This is a genomic window from Tessaracoccus oleiagri (genome assembly GCF_900103275.1).
In the GTDB taxonomy this organism is placed as follows: Bacteria; Actinomycetota; Actinomycetes; order Propionibacteriales; family Propionibacteriaceae; genus Arachnia; species Arachnia oleiagri.
In genome coordinates this window covers 227,327-248,790 of the sequence record NZ_FNGP01000004.1, presented here as the reverse complement: position 1 = coordinate 248,790, position 21,464 = coordinate 227,327, and the positions used below count along the sequence as shown (strand labels likewise).

Genomic DNA, 21,464 nt, shown 5'->3' with positions numbered 1-21,464 from the left:
AAGGGGGTGGCGGCATGCGTCTGGTGCGGCCCGAGGAACCGGCTGTCCTCCGCGCGGTGGGCGCGAGGCTGACGTGGGAGCTCGCGCGCGCCTGGTCCCACAAGCGCACGCGCGGGCCCGAACCGGACGCCGTGCTCCGTGAGCCCGAACTGGTCGAGGCGCTGCTCGCCATGACCGACGGGACCTGCGCCTACTGCGAGCGCCGTCTCGAGCCCCAGGGCTCCGACTCGGCGCTCGTCGCGCACCATCGCCCGGCCTGGGGCGCAGTGGGACTCGCCGGTGACGTCGACCTCGAGTCGTACTGGTGGCTGACCTACGAGTGGTCCAACCTGTATCCCGCCTGCGCCGACTGCGTCCGCGCCCGCGGCACCCGGTTCCCGGTGCAGGGACGCCGCGCCAGGCAGGGACAACCGCTGACCGTCGAGTCTCCCCTGCTCCTCGATCCCGCGCTCGACGACCCGAACGAGCACCTGCGGTTCGAGACCAACGGCACGGTGACCCCGCTCACCGAACGCGGCCGCGTGACCTGCGACATCTTCGCGCTCAACCGCGACTTCCTCGTCAAGGCGCGGCTCTCGGTCCTCGAGGGCGTCGACGACGGGATCTCGTTCCCCTCGCTGCGCGTCCGCCCGGGCCCGGAGACCTCCGGTGCCCCGGCCCCGCCGCCGCACTCCGCGCCGCTGCCGGGAGCCATGCCGCCTCCCCCGGCCCCGCCGCCGTCGAGCGCGCCCGTCTACGACCTCACCGCCCACATGGGTGGAGACGAGCGCGCCCAGTACTTCGGCGCCACCCGCTGGATCGAGCGGGTCGAGATCCGCAACTTCCGCCCCATCCGGGACCTGGAGCTGGACCTCTCGCGCTCCACCAGCGACCGGGGCCCGTGGACCGTGCTGCTCGGCGAGAACGGCAGCGGCAAGAGCTCGGTGCTGCACGCCATCGCCCTCACGCTGATGGGCGGCGACCAGCGGCGCCGGCTCGGCATCGACGCGCGGAAGTTCCTGCGCCACGGCGCCCGCAAGGGGCTCGTCGAGGTGTACCTCTCCGGGACGCCGGAGCCGCTCAGGCTGGAGTGGTCGCGCGGCGACACCGTGTTCACCGGTCCCGAGCCGGTGCCCGCCCTGCTGCTGGGCTACGGGGCGACCCGGCTCCTTCCGCGGACCCCCTCCCCCACCCCCGACGAGCGGGTGGTGCGCGTGGACAACCTGTTCGACCCGCTCGCGCCGCTGACCGACCCCAGCTCCTGGCTCCTGTCGTTGGACGCGGACACGTTCGCCGACGTCGCGCTCGGCATCCACGAGATGCTGGCGCTCGACCCCGACTCCTCGCTCGTCCGGGACGCGGACCAGGTGTTCCTCGTCCAGGGCCGGGCGCGATCGGACCTCGCGACGCTGAGCGACGGCTACCAGTCCATGGTGGTGATGGCCTGCGACATCCTTCGCAGCGTGTTGCGGATGTGGGACCAGACGGCGCTCGCGGAGGGCATCGTGCTGATCGACGAGATCGGCGCCCACCTGCACCCTCGATGGCGGCTCCGCATCGTGTCCGCGTTGCGCAACCTCATGCCGCGCGTGCAGTTCGTCGTCACGACCCACGACCCGCTGTGCCTGCGCGGCGTCGTGGACGGTGAGGTCGTGGTGATGCGGCGCAACAGCGACGGCGAGATCGTGACGCTGACCGACCTGCCGCCTGTCACCGGGATGCGGGTCGAGCAGTTGCTCACCTCCGAGCACTTCGGGCTGGGCAGCACCGACGACCCCGAGGTCTCGGAGCTGTGGGAGAACTACTACCGCCTCATGGCCGCCACCCACCCGAGCGAGGAACAGCGTCGCCGCCTGGACCGCGTGCGGACTCGGCTCGACGAGCTGGAGCAGTTCGGCACCACGGAGCGGGAGCGCCTGCTGCTCAACTCGGCCTCCGAGTACATCGCCCAGCGCCGCGAGACCGGCGACCAGGTGGCGCCGACGAGCGCCGAGGTCACGGCCACGCTGTCGCGACTCTGGGACGAGCGCCTCCCCGGCGGTGGATGATGCGACGGGTCCGCAGGCCTCCCCCGCCGCCCAGCCTCGCGTCGGAGGGCGCGCTCAAGGAGCGCGAGGCCGCCCTGCAGTTCTACGCGAACTGGGACGGCGTCGCGAAGTACGACAAGTACAAGGCGTACAAGGCCCCCGACGTGCGGGCCTCGCTCGAACAGGCCTTCGGCGGCAAGTGCGCGTACTGCGAGACGTACTACGCGTCCACGCAGCCCGTCGCGATCGAGCACTACCGGCCGAAGGGGGAGGTCACCATAGGTGGGAAGCGCGTGCCGCCCGGCTACTACTGGCTGGCGAGCGACTGGGCGAACCTCCTCCCCTCCTGCACCGACTGCAACAGCCCCCGCAAGCAGGACCTCCCCGGCGAGGAGGGGCCGCTCACCGCCGGCAAAGCGAACGCCTTCCCCCTCGCCTCCGAGTCCACCCGCGCCACGGCGCCCGGGGCCGAGAAGTCGGAGCGTCGCCTGCTGCTGCACCCGTACCTCGACCACCCCGAGAAGCACCTCGAGTTCGTCTGGGGCACCGGAACCGTGGACGACGGCTGGGTGCGCCCCAGGAACGGCAGCGCCAAGGGCGCGGCGACGATCGCCGTGTGCGCCCTGCAGCGCCGGGGGCTGCGCGCGGCCCGTCGTGACCGGCTGCTGCTCCTCCTGGCGCATCTCGAGTCCGTGGTCGACGCCCGCAACAACGTCGCGCGCCACCCCACCGACACGGCCCTGCTCCACCAGTACACGCGTCGCCTCGCCGAGGTGAGCCGCTTCGTCGACGGCCACGCCCCCTACAGCCTCATGTGCCGACAGGTCGTCGCGGTCTACCGGCAGAAGCTCTTCGGACCTCCGGAAGGACCACCATGACCACCGAGGAACCCATCGCCCCGCCATGGCGTGCGACATCGTCATGAAGGGCGGGATCACCAGCGGGGTGATCTACCCGCGGGCAGTGGCCGAACTGGCCCGCACCTACCGGCTGAGCCGCGTCGGCGGTGCATCCGCCGGCGCCATCGCGGCCGCAGCGGCAGCCGCCGCGGAGCTCGGCCGGGCCACGGGCGGCTTCGAGGAGCTGGACCGGATGCCCGCCGACCTCGCCGAGCCCGGTCCCGACGGCCGTTCGACGCTGGCGTCCTTCTTCCAGCCCACGCGTAACGGGGCCCCGCTGTTCCGGCTGATGTCGTCGGCGACCGAGCGGGCGGGCGGCTCCCCCATCCCGGCGCTCGTCGGCGGACTCCTGCGCAATTTCTGGGTGGAGGCGCTGCTCGGCGCGCTCCCCGGGGTGCTGGTCGTCGTGCTCAGCGCGCTCGGCGACGGGCTGGCCCGCGGGGTGGGCGTCGTGGCCGGCCTGCTGCTGGCCGTGCTGGGGGTCGGCTTCGCGACCGTGTTCGGCGCGCTCAGGGCCGCCGGCCGGGTGGCCGGTGACGGCTTCGGCCTCTGCACCGGGATGGAGGGCGTGGACGCCGGTGACGCGAAGCCGCTGACGCCCTGGTTGCACGACAAGATCCAGGCGCTGGCCGGGCGCGAACCCGGCACGGGGCCCGTGACCTTCGGCGACCTGCGACGCGCCGGCATCACCCTGCGCGTGATGACGACGAACCTCACCCGCCACCAGCCCATGGCGATGCCTTGGCGGACGCAGGAGTACTTCTTCGATCCCGACGAGTTCCGCGGGCTGTTCCCGGGTGAGTTGGTGGACTGGATGGTGGCGAACCCCCCACCGCTCTCCGACGAGCCGGGCCGCAGCTTCGAGACGCGGCTGCGACGGGCCCAGGCCGGGCGGCTGCGTCCGTGGCCGGCGGCCGACGACGTGCCAGTGATCGTCGCCACAAGGATGTCGTTGAGCTTCCCCGCCCTCATCACCGCGGTCCGCCTCTATGCCGTCGACTTCACGCAGCCGTCGAACTGGGAGGCGTCCGACGCGGCGGCGAGGTGGCGCAGCGCCAATCCCGGCGGCGCCGTCGACGAGGCGCTCTCGTCCCTGCCCGCGCCGGCGTTCTCCAGCGTGTGGTTCACCGACGGTGGCCTGTGCGCGAACCTGCCGGTGCACTTCTTCGACAGCCCATTGCCGAGGCACCCAACATTCGCGTTCAACCTCGGGCCCTTCCCGCCGGGGACGGAGAAGTCCACGAACCAGGCGGAGAACAGTTACCTCCCGACCAGCAACCTCGGCGGGCTGCAGCGGCCTTGGTACCCCCTCGGCACGCGGGGCGTGGGTGCCTGGGCCGGCTTCCTGTTGCTCATGGTGCACACCGCACGGGAGTGGGTCGACGGGGCGCAGGTGGTCATGCCCGGGTACCGGGACCGGATCGTCACCGTCTTCCATGACGATAAGGAGGGCGGCATGAACCTCTCCATGCCGGCGCCGGTGGTCACGGACCTCGCCGAACGCGGGCGCGAGGGCGCGGCCAAGCTCGTCAGTGCGTTCGCAGGTACCCCGGGATCCGGCACCGCGAAAGGCTGGGACAACCACCGCTGGGTGCGGTTCCGCACCGCGACGTCGGGGCTGGCCCAGTGGCTGCGGCAGTTCGCCGAGGCCTACGAACACGATGAGCCCGGCACGACGCCCTACCGCGACTTCGCCGGACCCGACGCGTCGGCGCCGCTCCCCTCCTACAAGGTCACGCAGGCCCAACGCGCCGAGTTGAACCGGCGGACGGGGCAGGTGATGGACCTGGCCGGTCAGTGGAGCGACGACGTGCTGGAGGGTTCGGCACCGAAGCCCGCGCCCCTGCTCCGGCTGGTCCCCGACGATGGCACCGCCGCCGGCCTGGAGGAGCGCGCGGACTGATTCAGGCCCGGCGCTCGCGACCGAGCTCGTGGGCCAGCGCCGGGGCTAGGTGCGGGAACCGGAAGGTGTGCCCCAACCCCTCGAGCGCGGTCGGCAGCACCCGCTGGTCGGCGGTCGCCAACTGTTGCGTCCCCTCCCGGCCGAGCAACACCGTCGGCGCGAACTCCGGCACCGGCAGCGGCGTCGGCCGGTGCAGCACCTCACCCATGACCCGCGTGAAGTCGGAGTTCCGCACGGTCCGTGGCGCGACGCCGTTGACCGGTCCGGCGACCCGCTCGTCGAGGATGGCCCGCACGTAGATGTCGACGAGGTCGTCCAGCGCCACCCAGGAGAACCACTGGTGGCCGTCGCCGATGCGTCCGCCGAGCCCCAGGCGGAAGAGCGGCTGCAGCACGCCGAGCACCCCGCCGGAGGCGCTCAGCACGATGCCGGTGCGGACGTTGACCACCCTCGCCACGTCCCGCGCCGGCTGGCAGGCGTCCTCCCACTGCACCACCACCTCGGCGACGTAGCCCTCGCCCGGCTCGGAGTCCTCGGTGAGCACCTCCTCGCCGCGGTCGGCGCCGTAGTAGCCGATGGCCGATGACGAGACCATCGCCGTCTGCCCTGCCCTGTCGCGCACGAGTTCGGCGAGGCGACGCGTCGGCTCCACCCGGCTCTCGCGAAGCTTGCGCTTGTGGGCGTCGGTGAAGCGACCCGCGATCGAGCTGCCGGCGAGATGCACCAGCACGTCCACGTCGTCGAGCAGTTCGGGGGCAGGGTCGTCGGGGTCCCAGCGGCGCTCGTCGGGGCCGTGCGGCAGGCTCCGGACCAGCCGGATGACCCGATGCCCCGCGGTGGTGAGCCAGGCCCGCAACTGGGTGCCGATCAGGCCCGAGGAGCCGGTCATCGCCACGGTGACCCGGCGGTCGTCGCCGAAGAGCCGCGAACGGCCGAGCGCCGCGAGGTCGGCGCGCAGGCGGTTGGTGCGGAACGTGAACATGGGCTCGAGGACCGCGTCCGGGACCCGCGCGCTCACCCGGTCGATGACCCGGGTGTGCCCCTCGGCCTCCTCGAAGCGGTGGTCGTGGACCCAGCCGGTGAGCTGCCGGTAGGGCGCGGAGGTGGCGCGGTCGAGGAACCGCCGGTGCTCGACGTAGGCGCCCGGGTCGTGCTTCGCCACCCACTTCGGCAGGACGGCGAGGTCGGGCGCCGGCGACGGGAGCGCCGGCCGCAGGACGGCCACGCCGTCGCGCACGTTGTCGGCCTCCCTGACCACGCGCATCCCCATGAAGGGCGGCGTCAGGCGCGTCATCGCGCCCGGCGAGGTGAACCACCGCCAGACCTCGGCGAGCGGGTACTCCACCACCTCTGAACTAGTGAACGTCACGGGGCACCCCTCACGTCGGCAGCTTTGCCCCAACTCTACGTCCGCCCACGGCAACTCGGTGCACGATCAGGTGCCTGACGAGGCATTCCACCTAGGCTGACGGCATGAGCACCGCCAGTGACGTCATCCTGGGCCTGGACGTGGGAACGACCGCCGCCAAGGCCTCGCTGTTCTCCCTCGACGGGGTCCTCCGGCTGACGGTCGGCGTCGAGTACCCGATGCTCAACCCGGCGCCCGGCTGGCACGTGCAGGACCCCGACACCATCGCGGCCGGGGTGCTCGACGCGCTGCGGGAGGCGGTCTCCCGCGTCGACGCCGGGCGCATCATCGGCATCTCGGTGAGCACCGCGATGCACGGCCTCATCGGCCTCGACGCCGACCGCCGCCCCGTCACGGAACTGCTGACCTGGGCCGACTCGCGCGCCTGGCTGCAGGCGGAGGCGCTGAACGAGCACGCCACCGGCCCCCGACTCCACTACACCAGCGGCACCCCGACGCACCCGATGTCGCCCATGGTCAAGCTGCGCTGGTTCGGGGAGCACCACCCGGACATCCTGCGCCGCACCGCCCACTGGACGGGGCTCAAGGACTGGTTGCTCGCGGTGCTCACGGGACGCGTCGTCACCGAACTCTCCACCGCCTCGGGCAGCGGACTGCTGGACATGGAGGCCCGCGCCTGGAACGACGAGGCGATCGAGCTCACGGGGATCCGGCCCGACCAGCTGCCGCCCATCCTCGACACCACGGACGTGCTCCCCCTCTCCGCCGAGGCCGCGGCGCGGATCGGCCTCCCTGCGGGGCTGCCGGTGGTGGTCGGTGCCGGCGACGGACCGCTCGGCAACCTGGGCACCGGCGCCATGGAACCCGGCAAAGCGGGCCTCTCCATCGGCACCAGCGGCGCGGTCCGCATGGTGGTGCGCAACCCGGCCGTCGTCTCCGGCCTCTTCTGCTACGCCCTTACCCGAGACGTCTGGGTCGCCGGCGGCGCGGTCAGCAACGGCGGCATGGTGCAGCGCTGGCTCACCGAGACCTACGCCCCCGGGGCCGACGACGCCGAGGCCGCCCGTCGCGCCGCGCACGTCCCCCCGGGGGCCGACGGCCTGGTCATGATCCCCTACCTCGTGGCCGAGCGCGCGTCGCTCTGGGACGCGGAGATCCGGGGCGCCTTCCTGCACGTCCGCCAGGCGCACACCCCGGACCACTTCATCCGCGCGGGCATCGAGGGGGTCGCCTTTCAGCTGTGGACGATCCTGCGGCGGCTCCGGATGATCAACCGCGTCGAGGAGATCCGCGCCACCGGCGGCGTCTTCCGCTCGCAGGTCTGGCGCGACGTCGTCGCCGGCGTCCTGAACCGGCCGTTGACCGTGACCGCGGCGGAGGCGGGCACCGGCCTGGGTGCGGCGATCCTGGGCGCGACGGCCCTCGGCGTCGTGCCCGACCTCGAGGCCGGCTACCGGCTGCTGCGCGGCGATGCGGTGGAGACCCACGTCGAGGTCTCCGACGCCACGCGCGCGGTCTACGAGGAGATGCACTACCGCGTGCCGCAACTGTTGCAGCGCTTCGGGCGGCTCGGCTCCGACCTCCGCTGATCCCGCGACACGCCCCCTCCGGCCGGGTTGCCCGGATCGGGACCGCGGGTAAAGTTCGGCAGCGTGTCTTCCGCCGCCTTCGAGCATCTCTCGCCCGCGTACCCGCAGCGCGCCGCCTGGGGGACCGCGTCGAGCCTGCGCGCCTGGCAGACCGAGGCGCTCGAGCAGTACCACGCCGGCGAGCCGCAGGACTTCCTCTGCGTCGCCACCCCCGGCGCGGGCAAGACGACCTTCGCGCTGAAGGTCGCCAAGGACCTGCTGGACGCCCGCAAGATCAAGCGCATCATCGTCGTCACCCCGACCGAACACCTCAAGGTGCAGTGGGCCGACGCCGCCGCCCGCGTGGGCATCCACCTCGACCCCGGCAACAACGCCAAGCGCGGGAGGTCGAAGGAGTTCGTCGGCTCCACCATGACCTACGCCGGCGTCGCCGTGCGGCCATGGGTGTACGAGGGCATCTGCCTCAGCCAGGACACGCTCGTCATCCTCGACGAGGTGCACCACGCCGGCGACAGCCGCAGCTGGGGCGACGCGCTGCACGAGGCCTTCCACTACGCCGCCCGGCGCCTCCTGCTCACCGGTACCCCCTTCCGCTCCGACGAGCACCCCATCCCGTTCGTCACCTACGACCTGGCCCACGACGGCGCCCGGATCAGCCGCGCCGACTACACCTACGGCTACGCCGACGCGCTTAAGGACCACGTCGTCCGGCCGGTGGTGTTCATGACCTACGGCGGCCCGATGCGCTGGCGCACCAAGGCCGGCGACGAGGTGGCCGCCAACCTGGGCGAGCCGCTCACCAAGGACATCACCGCCCAGGCGTGGCGCACCGCGCTGGACCCGAAGGGCGAGTGGATCAGCGCCGTGCTGTCGGCGGCCGACAAGCGCCTGACCGAGACCCGCCGCCACATCGCCGACGCCGGCGGGCTCGTGATCGCCTCCAACCAGACCCAGGCGCGCGCCTACGCCCGGGTCCTCCAGTCGATCACCGGCGAGAAGCCCACCGTCGTCCTGTCCGACGAGGCCGGCGCCTCCCAGCGCATCGAGAAGTTCAGCCAGTCCGACGAGCGCTGGATGGTGGCGGTCCGGATGGTCTCGGAGGGCGTCGACGTGCCGCGCCTCACCGTCGGGGTCTACGCCACCGCCACCCAGACGCCGCTGTTCTTCGCGCAGGCCGTCGGGCGCTTCGTGCGGCTCCGCCGGCGCGGCGAACTCGCGACGGTGTTTCTGCCCACCGTGCCGGTCCTGCTCGGGCACGCGGGGTCCATGGAGCGCCAGCGCGACCACGTCCTCGGTCGCCGCTCGCAGGATCCCGACGAGGGCCTCTGGGCCGAGTCCGAGGCGGAGATGGAGGCAGCCAACCGCAAGGAGTCGGCCTCCGACGCCCTGCTCGGCGAGTTCGAGGCCATGGAGTCGTCGGCGACGTTCGACCACGTCCTCTTCGACGCGCAGCAGTACGGCATGTTCGCCGAGCCCGCGTCCCAGGACGAGCAGGACTACCTCGGACTGCCCGGCCTCCTCGACGCCGACCAAGTGAAGACGCTGCTCGCCGAGCGGCAGCGTCGCCAGGTCAAGCGCCGGGAGCACCAGACCAAGCGCGAACCGCAGGTGGCGCTGCACCGCGCCATGGCCGATCGCCGCAAGCAGCTCAACTCGCTGGTGGCCCAGTACGCGCGCATCCGGGCCGTCCCGCACAGCCACGTCCACGCGGACCTGCGCCGACAGTGCGGCGGGCCGACGCTGGCGCAGGCGTCGAGCGAGCAGGTGGAGGAACGCATCGCCATGATCACCGAATGGCTCCGGTCGTAGAGCTATAAGCTGACGCAATGATTTCCAATCCCCAGCGGTCGGCGAGCGCGCCCACGCCCGTGCAGCCGGTGCGCGGCAAGGCGGGCCTCGTCAAGCGGTTCCGCGCAGTCAGCAGCGAAATCAACACCGCGACGATCGCCGCCCTCGACGCCCGGCACCCCTGGTTCACGCGACTCGACGCCGACTCGCGCTCCTGGATCTCGATGGTGGCTCGCACCGGCATCGACGGGTTCGTCACCTGGCTCGCCGGCGAGCACTTCGACCCCGAGTCGATCTTCGAGGTCGCGCCCCGGCTGATGGCGCGCCGCATCTCGCTGCGCCAGACCGTCGACCTCGTCCGCACCACCACCGAGGTGGTCGAGGAACAGATCGGGCAGCTGCTCCCCCGCAACGACCGTCCCGCGCTGCAGCTCGGGATCCTGCAGTACTCCCGTGAGGTCGCCTTCGCCGCCGCCGCCATCTACGCGCGCGCCGCCGAGGCCCGAGGCGCGTGGGACTCGCGCATCGAGGCCTCCGTCATCGACGCCGTCGTGCGGGCCGAGACCGACGAGTCCGTGCTGTCCCGGGCCTCGACCCTGGGCTGGGACACGGAAAGCAAGGTCACCGTCGCCATCGGTGGCGTGCGCCCCGACACCAACATCGACGTGCTCCGCCGCGCGGCGGGCAAGGTGGGGCTCGACATGCTCGCCAGCCCGCAGGGCGAGCGGCTGGTCTGCATCTTCGGGGGCCGGTCGGTGACCTCCCCCGTCGAGACCAGCCACGCCATCGACAAGCTCCACCACTTCTTCGCCGAGGGGCCCGTGGTGATCGGCCCCGTCGTCGACTCGCTGGCCGAGGCCTCCCAATCCGCGCGCGAGGCGGCCTCCGGCTACCGCGCCGCGAGGGCGTGGCCGGAGGGGCCGACGACGCTCCTGTCCGGCGACCTCCTGCCCGAGCGCGCGTTGTCCGGCGACGGGCACGCCCGCCGGATGCTCGCCTCCGAGGTGTACGGGGCGCTCGCGTCCAACAAGGAACTGCTCGAGACGGCGGTCAGCTTCCTCGACCACGGTTCGTCGATGGAGGCCACGGCCCGGGCCATGTTCGTCCACCCGAACACCGTCCGCTACCGCCTCAAGCGGATCACCGAGATCACCGGCTACAACCCGGCGAACTCCCGCGAGGCCTACATCCTCCGGATGGCGATCACGCTCGGCCGGCTGCAGAACACACGGGCGTGATTTCACGGTGTCGCACAACGGGCGCGCCCCGCTGACCTCGTCCTCGGCCGGAGTCCTTGTCCGGTTCCCACAAGCCGCCCTGCGGCTTTTTCGTGGCAACCGATCCGACCTCGGCCCACCCCGCTCGGGCAGAGTGTAGGGGTGCTCGCAATCGTCGCGCCCGGTCAGGGCGCCCAGACCCCCGGCTTCCTCTCTCCCTGGCTCGAGTCGGAGGAGTTCGCCGCCACCCTCGCCGGGCTCTCGGAGGCCGCCGACCTCGACCTCGCCCGCTACGGCACGGAGGCCGACGCCGACACGATCCGTGACACCGCGATCGCCCAGCCGCTCCTAGTGGCCGCCGGCATCGCCACCGCCCGTGCGCTGGACGCCGGCTGCGACGTGGTCGCCGGGCACTCCGTCGGCGAGCTGGCCGCCACCGCCCTGGCCGGCGTGCTGAGCGAGACGGAGGCCATGCGCCTCGTCGCCGTGCGCGGCCGCGCGATGGCCGAGGCCTCCGCCGCCCGTCCCACCTCCATGACCGCGATCGTCGGCGGCCAGGTCGACGAGGTGCTCGCCGCCATCGAGGCCGCCGGCCTCACCCCCGCCAACAACAACGGGCCCGGCCAGATCGTCGCCGCCGGCACGGTCGAGCAGCTGCAGCAGCTGGCGGAGAACGCCCCCCGCCGCGCGCGCCTCGTTCCGCTGAGCGTCGCCGGCGCCTTCCACACCGTCCACATGGCGCCCGCCGTCGACGCGCTCCGAGAGGTGGCCGCCGCGATGACCCCCGCCGATCCGCAGGTGCGCATCCTGTCGAACCGGGACGGCGCCGTCGTCGAGCGCGGCCAGGAGGTCCTGGAGCGGCTGGTCAACCAGGTCGCGAACCCCGTCCGCTGGGACCTGTGCATGGACACGCTCCGCGAGCTCGGCGTCACGGGTCTCCTCGAGCTCACCCCCGCGGGTACGCTGACCGGCATCGCCAAGCGCAACCTGAAGGACGTCGAGCTCTTCAACCTCAACACCCCCGACCAGCTCGACGACGCCCGCGCGTTCGCCGCCCAACACCACCACGGCTGAGGAGTCACGAATACATGCCGATCACCATCTCCCAAGGCGCCCAGTACAGCCGCATCCTGAGTGTCGGGGGCGCCCGCGGCAGCCGCGTGGTGGACAACGAGGAAATGTGCACGATGATCGACTCCACGCCGGAGTGGATCGAGCAGCGCACCGGGATCCAGTCCCGCCGGTGGGTCGCTGAGGGTGAATCCGCGCTGACGCTCGCGGAGGAGGCCTCCCGCAAGGCCATCGAGCGCGCCGGGCTGACCCCGTCTGACATCGACACCGTCATCGTCTCCACGGTCTCGCACTACCTCAACACGCCCGCCATGGCCACCATCCTCGCCAACGACCTCGGCATGGGCGATCCCGCCGCGTTCGACATCTCCGCGGCCTGCGCGGGGTTCTCCTACGGCGTCGGCATGGCCGACTCGCTCGTGCGCGGCGGCACCTCGAAGCACGTGCTCGTCGTGGGCAGCGAGGTGCTCAGCGAGTACCTCGACATCTCGGACCGCTCCACCGCCTTCCTGTTCGGCGACGGGGCCGGCGCGGTCGTCGTCGGCCCGAGCGACGAGCCCGCGATCGGCCCGACCGTGTGGGGCTCGGACCCCGCCGGCCACGAGGTCATCGTGATCGACGACTGGCGACAGATCGAGGGCGACCACGCCTACATCCACATGGACGGCCGGACCGTGTTCAAGTGGGCGACCACCGAGATCGCGAAGAAGGCCCACGAGGCGCTCGAGCGTTCCGGGCTCACCCCCGACGAGCTCGACGTCTTCATCCCCCACCAGGCGAACAACCGGATCACCGATTCGATGTTGCGCCACCTGAAGCTCCCCGAGGACGTGGTCGTGGCTCGCGACATCCACCACATGGGGAACACGTCGGCGGCATCGATCCCGCTGGCGATGGAAGCCCTGCTCGATTCCGGGCAGGCGAAGAGCGGCCAGACCGCGTTGATCATCGGCTTCGGCGCGGGCTTGGTCTTTGGTGGCCAGGTCATCACCCTGCCCTGATCGAATACCGAAAGAAAGGAGCCAGCAATGGCCAGCACCGAAGAGATCCGCACGCAGCTCGCCGAGATCGTCAACGACCTCGCCGGCGTCGCAGTGGAGGACGTCCAGCTGGACAAGTCCTTCGTCGATGACCTGGGCGTCGACTCGCTGTCGATGGTCGAGATCATCTACGAATGCGAGGACAAGTTCGGCGTCGAGATCCCCGACGAGGACGCCAAGAACCTCAAGACCGTCGGCGACGCCGTCGCCTACATCGAGCGCGCAAGCAACTGACCGCGCCAGGTGGGGCGGCGTCCGTCGCCCCACCCCACCTCCCCAGTCTTCCCGTCCCCCTCAGGAGCACACCATGTCGACAACCGTTGTGATCACCGGCCTCGGCGCCACCTCACCGCTCGGCGGCGATATCGCGTCCACCTGGGAGGGCATGCTCGCCGGCCGCTCCGGCGTGCGCAAGCTGCAGCAGCCGTGGGCTGAGGAACTGCCCACCCGGATCGCCGGTGAGGCCGCGGTGGACCCCACCGAGGTGCTGGACCGGGTCGAGGCCCGCAAGCTCGACCGCTCCGCGCAGCTCGCGATGGTCGCTGCACTCGAGGCCTGGGCCGACGCCGGCTACGGCCTCGGGGAGGACAACCCCGTCGACCGTGACCGCCTCGGCGTCACCGCCGCCACCGGCATCGGCGGCCTGCAGACGCTCGTCGGGCAGTGGGACGTCATGAAGGAGAAGGGCCTCCGACGCGTCTCCCCCTTCACGATCCCGATGCTCATGGCCAACGCTCCCGCGGCCAACATCGGCCTGAAGGTCGGCGCCCGCGCCGGCATCCACACCCCGGTCTCCGCGTGCGCCTCGTCGAACGAGGCCATCGCGCTGGCCGTCGACATGATCCGCCTCGGCCGCGCCGACGTGGTGCTCGCGGGCGGCGCCGAGGGCGTCATCCACCCCTTCCCGATCGTCTCCTTCGCCCAGATGCAGGCCCTGTCGCGCCGCAACGACGAGCCGGAGCGCGCCTCGCGCCCCTGGGACGTCGACCGTGACGGCTTCGTCCTCGCGGAGGGCGCCGCCATGCTCGTCCTCGAGACCCTCGAGCACGCGAAGGCGCGCGGCGCCAAGATCTACGGCACCGTCGCCGGCGCCGGCATCACCGCCGACTCCCACGACCTCGTGCAGCCCGACCCCGACGGCTACGGCCAGTCGCAGGCCATGATCAAGGGCCTCCGCGAAGCGGGCCTCAGCCCCCGCGACATCGTCCACGTGAACGCGCACGGCACCTCCACGCCGCAGGGCGACGTCACCGAGGCCGGCTCCATCCGCACCGCGCTGGGCGACGCCACCGACGACGTCATCGTCACCTCCACCAAGTCGATGACCGGGCACCTCCTCGGCGGCGCCGGCGCGCTGGAGACGGTGGCGAGCGTGCTCGCGCTGCGCGACCGCCTCGTGCCGCCGACGATCAACCTCGAGAACGAGGAGCCGGGCCTCGGGATCGACATCGCCAAGGAGCCCAGGAAGCTCCGTGACGGCGACCTCGCCGCGGTCAACAACTCGTTCGGCTTCGGCGGCCACAACGTCGCCGTGGTGGTCACCAACGAGAACGTCACCGACTGACACCCGGGCAGACGAAGTCCCGCCCCCGCCAGGTTCGGGGGCGGGACTTCGTGCGTCCCGGGGAGGTCGCTCAGACGACCTGGTGCAGCCAGCGCACCGGTGCGTCCTCGGAGGCGTGCCGGAAGTACTCCAGCTCGTCGTCCCAGGGCCGGCCGAGGAGCGCGTCGAGCGCGTGGTAGAGGTCGCCGCTGGCCGCGGCGTGGCGCAGGCGGTCCTCCGGGACGAGGATGTCCCCGTGGACGCCGGTGATGGCGGAGAACGAGCCGAGGCTGGGCGTGTACATGAACCGCTGCCCGTCCGCACCGGGGGTCGGCTCCTCCGTCACCTCGAAGCGGACGCGCCCGAGCCGGGAGAGCGCGCTGGCCAGCTTGGCACCCGTGCCGACGCGACCGACCCAGGAGAACTCGGCGCGTTGCGCACCGGCCTCGGCGTGCTGGTCGGTCCAGTCGAGTTGCGCCTGCGCGTCCAGCGCGGCGGCGATGGCCCATTCGACGTGCGGGCGCAGCGCGGCCGACGTCGAGTGGATGAAGATCATGCCTCTCGCCGCGTGGCTGTTCGTTCGGTTCATTTTTCCTCCTGGTCGGCTCTGATTGCCTTCCCCTGCGATCAGTGACCAGGTAGTAGCCCTTATCTTGCCGGAGCGGACGCGGGTAGACAACCCGTATAGGGTGAATCCATGCTCCCTCTGGACTTCGTCATCAAGCGCCGCGACACGATCTCGCAGGTGCGCGCCACCAGTTCCGGTGTCTACTGGTTGGCGGGTATCGCGGCCGAGGACGGCCGCATCACGGTGCGTCGTCGGGTGGACGGCGAAACGGTGGACGTCACCCCCGACGCGTCGGTGCGCACCCGCGTCATGGAGTACGGCGGGGGCGCGTTCGACGCCGAGCTGGGGACCGTCGTCTTCAACGACGACCGCACCAACCAGATCTTCATCCTCGACGAGCAGGGCGCCCGTGCGCTGACCCCGCCCCAGAGCCGCTACTTCTACGGCGGCCTGCACCTCCACCTCGAGGACGGCGTCGTCGTGGCGGTCCGCGAGGACCACGACGCCACCCCGGAGCCGAAGAGCGAGGTCGTGGCGATCCCGCTCGACGGCGGGGACGACGTCGTGGTGGCGACGGGCGCCGACTTCTACGCGGGCCCCCGGATCCGCGACGGCGTGGTCGCCTGGCAGCAGTGGGACCACCCCTACATGAGCTGGGACACCTCGTCGATCTGGACGGCGCCGCTGGACAACCCGGAGAGCCCGCACTGCGTCTTCGCCGCCGACGGGGTGAGCGCGCAGCACCCGATGTGGCTCGCGCCGGGCGTACTGGCGTACACCTCCGACGAGTCGGGCTACTGGAACTGGCACGTCGTCGAGGGCGACCAGCGCCGCTCGTGGATGGTCGACCACGACTGCGACACCCCGGTCTGGGTGCTGGACCGGCCGTCGGCCGTGGCGGTCGACCGCGACGTCGTGGCCGCGATGGAGATCGTCGGCGGCTACGGCCGGCTGGCGCTCTGGCAGCCGTCGAACGGCGGCGTCACCTATCCGCTGCCGGGCACCGTGTGGATCAACTCGATCGCCACGTACGACAGCCGGATCTACGTCATCGCCGACTTCGCCGACCGCCCCTCCGAGCTGATCGAGCTCAGCCCCACCGGCACGACGACGGTGCTGGCCGGCGGCGAGGAGACGACCTGCATCGCCAAGCCCGTCTCCCACCGGACCGGGCTCGTCCAGACGTGGTTCTACGCCCCGCCCGGCGTCGAGCGCCCACCGCTGATCGTGAAGACGCACGGCGGCCCCACGACGCAGGCCACCGCGTCGTTCGACGAGGAGGTGCAGTTCTGGCTCTCGCGCGGGTTCGCCGTCGCCGACGTCAACTATCGCGGCTCCACCGGGTTCGGCCGCGAGTACCGGGACGCGCTCAAGCTGAACTGGGGCATCGCCGACGTGGAGGACGTCGTCGCGGTCGTGGAGGACCTCGCCGAGAAGGGCCGGATCGACCGCGACCGGGTGGCGATCAAGGGCGGCAGCGCCGGCGGCTACACCACGCTGCAGGCGCTCGTCACCACCGACGTGTTCGCCGCGGGCCTGAGCCGGTACGGGATCGGCGACCTGGAGACGCTGCTCCAGCACACGCACAAGGCCGAGTCGCGGTACCCGTTCTCGCTGGTCGGCCCGTGGCCCGAGGCGGAGGCCACCTACAGGGAGCGCTCCCCCATCCACCACCTCGACCGCCTGCGCACGCCGATGCTCATCCTCCAAGGGCTGGAGGACAAGGTCGTGCCACCGCAGCAGGCCTACGAGATGGCGGACGCGGTGCGCCGGGCGGGCAAGCCGCTGGCGGTGGTCACGTTCGAGGACGAGGGACACGGTTTCCGAGCGCTCGCCGCACGGCGGGAGGCGCTGGAGGCCGAGGTCAGCTTCCTCGAGCAGGTCTTCGGCCTGCCACTCAGCGAGGACGTGCCGAAGCTGCAGATCGAGAACCTGTAGCCCGCGCCGATCGGGAACGGGTCAGCCAAGTCAGCCAACGAGCCGGTCAGACGCGGGGCGGGGTGCCCCGCTCATTGGAGCTCTCACGCCCGTGCACGTCGCGGTCTCCCGTGCGGTCGGCGTCCAGGTCGTGGTCCGAGTCCGCCGCTGGATCGCCGTGCTGCGGGCGATCCTCGGCCCTGGGGTCGCGGCTCACCGCGTCGTGATGCCGCTCGGCCCGCTCATCTGACTGGCGATCGGCATCGGGGTCGAGCGCTGCGGCACGAGCCTTCTCCTCGTCGACCTGTGAGCGCAATCTCTCTGCCTGCTCCGCGCGGCGACGCGCCTCCTGCTCCTTGCGGTCGGCCTCGGCCTTGGCGCGCACCGCCTCTGCCTGTGCGGCGAGGGCATCCGCTTCCCGCCGGCGGGCCTCGATGTCCTGCTCCTCCGCGTGGTGTCGCAGCTGTTCTGCCTGTCGGCGGTTCTCCACCTCCCTACGGGCCTGCTCCTCGCGCTGCTGTCGCTGGCGAACAACCAGCAGAATCACGGCGATGATGACGATGAGCACCACCACGGCAATGACGATCCACATCCAGGTTTCCATCGAAACTCCCGTTCATAGAGGTGAGCCTGACTCTAACCGTCGAAGACCGCCAAACGGGCGGTTCCGCGGACACAGGTCGGGTGCTTCGAGGACGTAGACGCCACTGGGCCATTGCGGCTCCTCAAGTGGATGGCAGCGGGATCAGCTTATGGGCGCAGAGTGACACTTCCGCGTCGCTCAAGCCACCTGCCTCCGGTGCGATTCACCCGCCGACGTTGGCGGGTGGATCAGACCCAACGCAGGTGAACGCGACTATGTCGGCTTCTGCGAGCTCTTCGCGCGAGGCGATCAGGAAGTCACGCGGCGGGGCGGGCGCCGAAGATCGCGGTGCCGACCCGGACCATGGTGGAGCCGTGGGCGATGGCGAGTTCGAAGTCGCCGGACATCCCCATGCTCAACTCGTCCCACCGCAACTCGGGCACCTTCGCACTGAGGTCCGCCTGGACGTCGCGCAGGCGGCGGAAACACGCGGCGACGCGTTCCTCGTCGGGCGAGTTGATGGCCATCGTCATCAGGCCCCGCACGTCGAGCGCCCGGAACTCGCGGAGCGCCGTGGCGAACTCCACAGCCTCACCGGGCGCGATGCCGGACTTCTGCGGCTCGTCGGAGGTGTTCACCTGGACCAGGACGGGTAGCCGGCGCCCCGCCTCGGTGAGGCGGCGGTCGAGCGTCGCGGCGAGGGAGAGCGAGTCGAGCGAGTGCAGTTCGTCGGCGTACTCGACGACCAGCTTGGCCTTGTTGCGCTGGACGTTGCCGATCATGGCGAAGCGCGCGTCGGGCAGTTGCTGCTTCTTCTCAGCAAGCTCCTGCAGCCGGTTCTCCCCGAACAGCGTGAGCCCCGCGCCCATCACCTCGGCGATCGCGGACACGGGGTGGAACTTGGACACCGGCAGGAGCCTGATCTCCGACGGGTCCCGCTCGGCCCGCCTTGCCGCGTCGGCGATGCGAGCCTGCACAGCGTGCAGCGCCTCGATCACGGCCATCGCGCCCCCAGCGAGATGACGCCGAGCGCCGCCAGCACCGCGAAGACGAGGGCCAGTCCGGCGTAGCGGTCGGTGACCTCGGCCGGCACCCGTTCGTAGCCCACCGACTCCCCGATGGCCTCGTAGGTCTGGCGCAGCTCGCCCGCGGACTCCGCGGCGTACTTCGTGCCGCCCGAGATGCGCGCGATCTCGTTGAGCTCGTAGTGGTCCACCGGCACGCGCTGGCGCTGCCCCATGTCGTCCACGACGTAGCCCGAGTCGGTGCCGTAGGCGATGGTGTGCACCGGCACGCCGCGGTCGGCGGCCGCCTGCGCGGCACCGGCCGACGAGCGGCCCATGTTGGTGGCCCCGTCAGAGAGGAGGACGATGACCGCCGGCGCGCCCCGCTCCGGGTCGTCGGGGTCCGGCGGCACGAGCGCCAAGGAATCGAGGGACGCGTAGATCCCCTCGCCGATGGCCGTCGAGGGCGCGAGGCGCAGTGCGTCGATGGCCCGCTCGGCGGCGCCGCGGTCCACGGTCGGCGGCACGGCGAGCTGGGCGGTGCCCGCGAAGGTGACGACGGCGACGTTGAAGCCCGGCGGCAGGGTGGCGATGAACTGTTTCGCCGAGTCCTTCGCCGCCTCGAGACGGTTGGGCTCGATGTCCTCCGCCTCCATCGACCAGGACACGTCGATCGCGACGACGACCGTCGCCCGGTCGCGTGGCTGGTTCGCGTAGTCCATCGGCACGGCCCACGCCACGATCAGCGAGGCGACACTGAGCAGCGCCAGCAGCACGGCACCGTGGCGCTTCCACGCCGGGTCCTTCGGGACGACGAGCCGCAGGCGGTCGTGCGGCCGGCGACGGCGGCTCTGCGCCCGCGACGCCAGCAGCAGGTAGATCGCCGCGATACCGGGGATGACCAGCAGCGCCCAGAGCCGGCTGGGGTACATGAAGTCGAGCGCGAAATCGGTCACTTGGGCCACCTCGCCGCCATCATCACGGCGCCGAGCGCGGCGATGATCGCGAACCCCAGCGCCGCGAACGCGTACTGCGCGGTGATGGGCTTCTTCACTTCCTCGTAGCCGAAGGTGCTCTCGAGGTCCTGGTAGGCGTCCCGCAGCGACTCTGCGCTGTCGGCCGTCTCGGCCCGGCCGCCCGTCGCCTCGGAGATCTGTTGCAGCGCGGCGAAGTCGGGCGCGACGCTCTCCCGCTTCCCGTCGATGTCGACATAGCCGTTCTCGGTGCCGAAGGCGATCGTGTGGATCGGGACCTCCTCCTCGGCGGCGCGCGCCACGGCCTGGGCCGGGTCCGCGCCGTCGGTGTTGCTCCCGTCCGAGAGGAGCACGATCATCGCCGGGGCCGGCTCCTCGCCGTCGGCCGGTGGCGGCGCGAGCGCGATCGCGCCGAGCGCCTCGTCGATGGCGCCTCCGATGGCGGTTCCGTCGGCGAGTTGCAGGGCGCCGAGCGCGCGGCTGAGCGCGCCGCGGTCCGTGGAGGGAGGCATCCGCACGGAGGGGGCACCGTTCAGCGCGACGAGCGCGACGTTGTAGCTCTCCGGCAGCTCGTTGATGAACAACTGCGCCTCCGACTTCGCCGCCTCCAGCCGGCTCGGCTCCACGTCGGTGGCCTGCATCGACTGCGACGTGTCGACCACCATGATGACCGTCGCGCGTTCCCGGCGCTCCATCTCCGTGCCGAGCGGCTGCGCCCAGGCGAGCGCCAGCGCGACCAACGAGGCGAGCGCCATCGCGACGGCGACGTGCCGGGTCCAGCGGCGCTGGCCGCCGACCACGCGGTTCAGGACGCCGGTGTTGGTGAACCTCAGCGAGACCCGCTTCTTCAGCCGCAGCAGCACCAGGTAGACGACGATGAGCAGCGGCAGGGCCAGCAGGGACCACAACCGCTGCGGGGACAGGAACTCGGGCAACCAGTCGAACACCTACTTGCTCACCCCCTGCGGCGGCTTGTGCAGGAACGAGGCCGTGCGCCGGTAGTTCAGCACGAACCGGGCGATGTCGGTCACCCAGTCGCGGTCGGTGCGCAGCTGGATGTGCCCGGCGCCCGCGCGCCGGATCGCGATCTTCACGCGCTCGCGCTGCGCCTGGGTCGCCGCGTTCATCCGGTCGCGGGCGGCGTCGTCGGAGGTGTTGACGTAGCGGGCGAAGTTCGTCTCGGGGTCGCGGATCAACATCTCGCCGACGTCGGGGAAGTCCATCTCCGCCGCGTCGAGCACCTCTATGCACAGCACCTGGTTGCGGACGGCGAGTCGTCGGATGGACCGCTCCCACGGAGGCGGCACGCTGGGGTCGAGCTCCGCCTCGCCGGGAGTGAGGAAGTCGGACACCACGACGCGCATCCCGCGCCGGCGCTGCAGACGGGCCAGCTGCTCGATCCCCTCGGCGAGCTCGTATTTCGTCTCCACGTTGTCGGGGACGATCGGCTCCTCGAGCATCTTCCGCAGCATCCCGTACAGCGCCGTGCGGCCGCTGCGCGCGGGGGTCCGCTTCACCTCGTCGGGCTTCATCAGGAGGCCCCCGAAGCGGTCACCCATCCGTTGGCTCAGGAAACCGATCGTGGCGATGGCGGCGATGCCGAGATCCCGCTTGGTGATGCCGGCGGTGCCCCAGTTCATCGAGGGCGTCACGTCCAGCAGGGCCCAGATCTCGAGCTCGCGGTCGGCCATGGTGTCGCGGACGTGCGGGACGGTGGTGCGGGCGGTGACCGCCCAGTCCATCTTGCGCACGTCGTCCTGGCCCGGCTGGTAGACACGGGCGTCGTTGGTGTCGGTGCCCGGCCCGGGCAGCAGCCCCATGTGGTCGCCCTGCAGGAAGCCCTCGAGCCGGCGCACGATCGTGAGCTCGAGCCGACGCAGCGCCGCCTCGGGCGCCAGCCTGTTGAGCGGGATCGACGGACCCGTCGGCACCCTGAGCACCGACGTGGCCGCACCCACGTCCTGCGGGGCCTGGAACTGCGGGAAGGCCACGG

The 21,464-nt window shown here is 71.6% G+C and carries 18 protein-coding genes; 11 read left to right on the top strand and 7 right to left on the bottom strand.

What is annotated here, in order from left to right; translation table 11 throughout:
- The first annotated feature begins 14 nt into the window (after window positions 1-14).
- Genes BLR46_RS11775 through BLR46_RS11765 form a run of 3 tightly spaced genes read left to right on the top strand, consistent with a single transcriptional unit; the run spans window position 15 to window position 4,808 of the window.
- Complete coding sequence (locus BLR46_RS11775) at window positions 15-2,027, top strand: AAA family ATPase (RefSeq protein ID WP_093252436.1); 2,013 nt, start codon at window positions 15-17, stop codon at window positions 2,025-2,027.
- Window positions 2,027-2,884 (top strand): HNH endonuclease family protein, encoded by an 858-nt coding sequence (locus tag BLR46_RS11770; RefSeq protein WP_093252434.1) that lies wholly within the window; start codon window positions 2,027-2,029, stop codon window positions 2,882-2,884. The genes BLR46_RS11775 and BLR46_RS11770 overlap by 1 nt, the downstream gene beginning before the upstream one ends.
- 25 nt (window positions 2,885-2,909) lie before the next feature.
- A complete protein-coding gene (locus BLR46_RS11765) occupies window positions 2,910-4,808 on the top strand; it encodes a patatin-like phospholipase family protein (RefSeq protein ID WP_093252430.1) in 1,899 nt (632 codons plus the stop codon).
- Between the two features lies 1 nt (window position 4,809).
- Here the strand turns inward: BLR46_RS11765 and BLR46_RS11760 are convergent, their stop codons facing one another.
- Window positions 4,810-6,177, bottom strand: coding sequence for a TIGR01777 family oxidoreductase (locus BLR46_RS11760; RefSeq protein WP_245701679.1), 1,368 nt, complete (start codon window positions 6,175-6,177; stop codon window positions 4,810-4,812).
- A 104-nt stretch (window positions 6,178-6,281) separates the two neighbouring features.
- On the opposite strand from BLR46_RS11760, the gene BLR46_RS11755 reads away from it, so the two are divergent.
- The 7 genes from BLR46_RS11755 to fabF all read left to right on the top strand — a co-directional run bounded on the left by BLR46_RS11755 (window position 6,282) and on the right by fabF (window position 14,446).
- A complete protein-coding gene (locus tag BLR46_RS11755; RefSeq protein WP_093252427.1) occupies window positions 6,282-7,766 on the top strand; it encodes a gluconokinase in 1,485 nt (494 codons plus the stop codon).
- A 63-nt stretch (window positions 7,767-7,829) separates the two neighbouring features.
- The gene (locus BLR46_RS11750; RefSeq protein ID WP_093252421.1) at window positions 7,830-9,575 is read left to right on the top strand and encodes a DEAD/DEAH box helicase; all 1,746 of its coding nucleotides are present in this window, start codon (window positions 7,830-7,832) and stop codon (window positions 9,573-9,575) included.
- 17 nt (window positions 9,576-9,592) lie between these two features.
- Window positions 9,593-10,792, top strand: coding sequence for a PucR family transcriptional regulator (locus BLR46_RS11745; protein ID WP_093252420.1), 1,200 nt, complete (start codon window positions 9,593-9,595; stop codon window positions 10,790-10,792).
- Between the two features lie 141 nt (window positions 10,793-10,933).
- Window positions 10,934-11,845 (top strand): ACP S-malonyltransferase, encoded by a 912-nt coding sequence (locus tag BLR46_RS11740; protein WP_093252419.1) that lies wholly within the window; start codon window positions 10,934-10,936, stop codon window positions 11,843-11,845.
- A 14-nt stretch (window positions 11,846-11,859) separates the two neighbouring features.
- Window positions 11,860-12,843, top strand: a complete 984-nt coding sequence (locus tag BLR46_RS11735; RefSeq protein ID WP_093252418.1) for a beta-ketoacyl-ACP synthase III — start codon at window positions 11,860-11,862, stop codon at window positions 12,841-12,843.
- A gap of 27 nt (window positions 12,844-12,870) precedes the next feature.
- A complete protein-coding gene (locus tag BLR46_RS11730) occupies window positions 12,871-13,116 on the top strand; it encodes an acyl carrier protein (RefSeq protein ID WP_093252417.1) in 246 nt (81 codons plus the stop codon).
- Between the two features lie 73 nt (window positions 13,117-13,189).
- On the top strand, window positions 13,190-14,446 hold the full coding sequence (gene fabF, locus BLR46_RS11725; protein WP_093252416.1) for a beta-ketoacyl-ACP synthase II: 1,257 nt from the start codon (window positions 13,190-13,192) through the stop codon (window positions 14,444-14,446).
- 70 nt (window positions 14,447-14,516) lie between these two features.
- Here fabF and BLR46_RS11720 read toward each other — a convergent pair whose 3' ends face one another.
- Window positions 14,517-15,014 (bottom strand): DUF3145 domain-containing protein, encoded by a 498-nt coding sequence (locus tag BLR46_RS11720; protein ID WP_245701678.1) that lies wholly within the window; start codon window positions 15,012-15,014, stop codon window positions 14,517-14,519.
- 108 nt (window positions 15,015-15,122) lie between these two features.
- On the opposite strand from BLR46_RS11720, the gene BLR46_RS11715 reads away from it, so the two are divergent.
- Window positions 15,123-16,931, top strand: coding sequence for an alpha/beta hydrolase family protein (locus BLR46_RS11715; RefSeq protein WP_093252413.1), 1,809 nt, complete (start codon window positions 15,123-15,125; stop codon window positions 16,929-16,931).
- A gap of 46 nt (window positions 16,932-16,977) precedes the next feature.
- Here the strand turns inward: BLR46_RS11715 and BLR46_RS11710 are convergent, their stop codons facing one another.
- The 5 genes from BLR46_RS11710 to BLR46_RS11690 form a co-directional block, all read right to left on the bottom strand.
- Window positions 16,978-17,502, bottom strand: a complete 525-nt coding sequence (locus BLR46_RS11710) for a hypothetical protein (RefSeq protein WP_093252411.1) — start codon at window positions 17,500-17,502, stop codon at window positions 16,978-16,980.
- A gap of 308 nt (window positions 17,503-17,810) precedes the next feature.
- Window positions 17,811-18,497 (bottom strand): YggS family pyridoxal phosphate-dependent enzyme, encoded by a 687-nt coding sequence (locus BLR46_RS11705; protein WP_093252409.1) that lies wholly within the window; start codon window positions 18,495-18,497, stop codon window positions 17,811-17,813.
- A complete protein-coding gene (locus BLR46_RS11700) occupies window positions 18,488-19,462 on the bottom strand; it encodes a VWA domain-containing protein (protein ID WP_425441396.1) in 975 nt (324 codons plus the stop codon). Before BLR46_RS11700 ends, BLR46_RS11705 begins: the two co-directional genes overlap by 10 nt.
- The gene (locus BLR46_RS11695) at window positions 19,450-20,418 is read right to left on the bottom strand and encodes a VWA domain-containing protein (RefSeq protein ID WP_093252407.1); all 969 of its coding nucleotides are present in this window, start codon (window positions 20,416-20,418) and stop codon (window positions 19,450-19,452) included. Before BLR46_RS11695 ends, BLR46_RS11700 begins: the two co-directional genes overlap by 13 nt.
- The gene (locus BLR46_RS11690; protein WP_093252405.1) at window positions 20,419-21,462 is read right to left on the bottom strand and encodes a DUF58 domain-containing protein; all 1,044 of its coding nucleotides are present in this window, start codon (window positions 21,460-21,462) and stop codon (window positions 20,419-20,421) included.
- Window positions 21,463-21,464 lie beyond the last annotated feature (2 nt).

Bases quoted from the DNA above. Each gene is read 5' to 3' on its own strand.
- BLR46_RS11775 (WP_093252436.1), top strand. From the start codon at position 15: ATGCGTCTGGTGCGGCCCGAGGAACCGGCTGTCCTCCGCGCGGTGGGC.
- BLR46_RS11770 (WP_093252434.1), top strand. From the start codon at position 2,027: ATGCGACGGGTCCGCAGGCCTCCCCCGCCGCCCAGCCTCGCGTCGGAG.
- BLR46_RS11765 (WP_093252430.1), top strand. From the start codon at position 2,910: ATGGCGTGCGACATCGTCATGAAGGGCGGGATCACCAGCGGGGTGATC.
- BLR46_RS11755 (WP_093252427.1), top strand. From the start codon at position 6,282: ATGAGCACCGCCAGTGACGTCATCCTGGGCCTGGACGTGGGAACGACC.
- BLR46_RS11745 (WP_093252420.1), top strand. From the start codon at position 9,593: ATGATTTCCAATCCCCAGCGGTCGGCGAGCGCGCCCACGCCCGTGCAG.
- BLR46_RS11735 (WP_093252418.1), top strand. From the start codon at position 11,860: ATGCCGATCACCATCTCCCAAGGCGCCCAGTACAGCCGCATCCTGAGT.
- BLR46_RS11730 (WP_093252417.1), top strand. From the start codon at position 12,871: ATGGCCAGCACCGAAGAGATCCGCACGCAGCTCGCCGAGATCGTCAAC.
- fabF (WP_093252416.1), top strand. From the start codon at position 13,190: ATGTCGACAACCGTTGTGATCACCGGCCTCGGCGCCACCTCACCGCTC.
- BLR46_RS11720 (WP_245701678.1), bottom strand. From the start codon at position 15,014: ATGAACCGAACGAACAGCCACGCGGCGAGAGGCATGATCTTCATCCAC.
- BLR46_RS11715 (WP_093252413.1), top strand. From the start codon at position 15,123: ATGCTCCCTCTGGACTTCGTCATCAAGCGCCGCGACACGATCTCGCAG.
- BLR46_RS11710 (WP_093252411.1), bottom strand. From the start codon at position 17,502: ATGTGGATCGTCATTGCCGTGGTGGTGCTCATCGTCATCATCGCCGTG.
- BLR46_RS11705 (WP_093252409.1), bottom strand. From the start codon at position 18,497: ATGGCCGTGATCGAGGCGCTGCACGCTGTGCAGGCTCGCATCGCCGAC.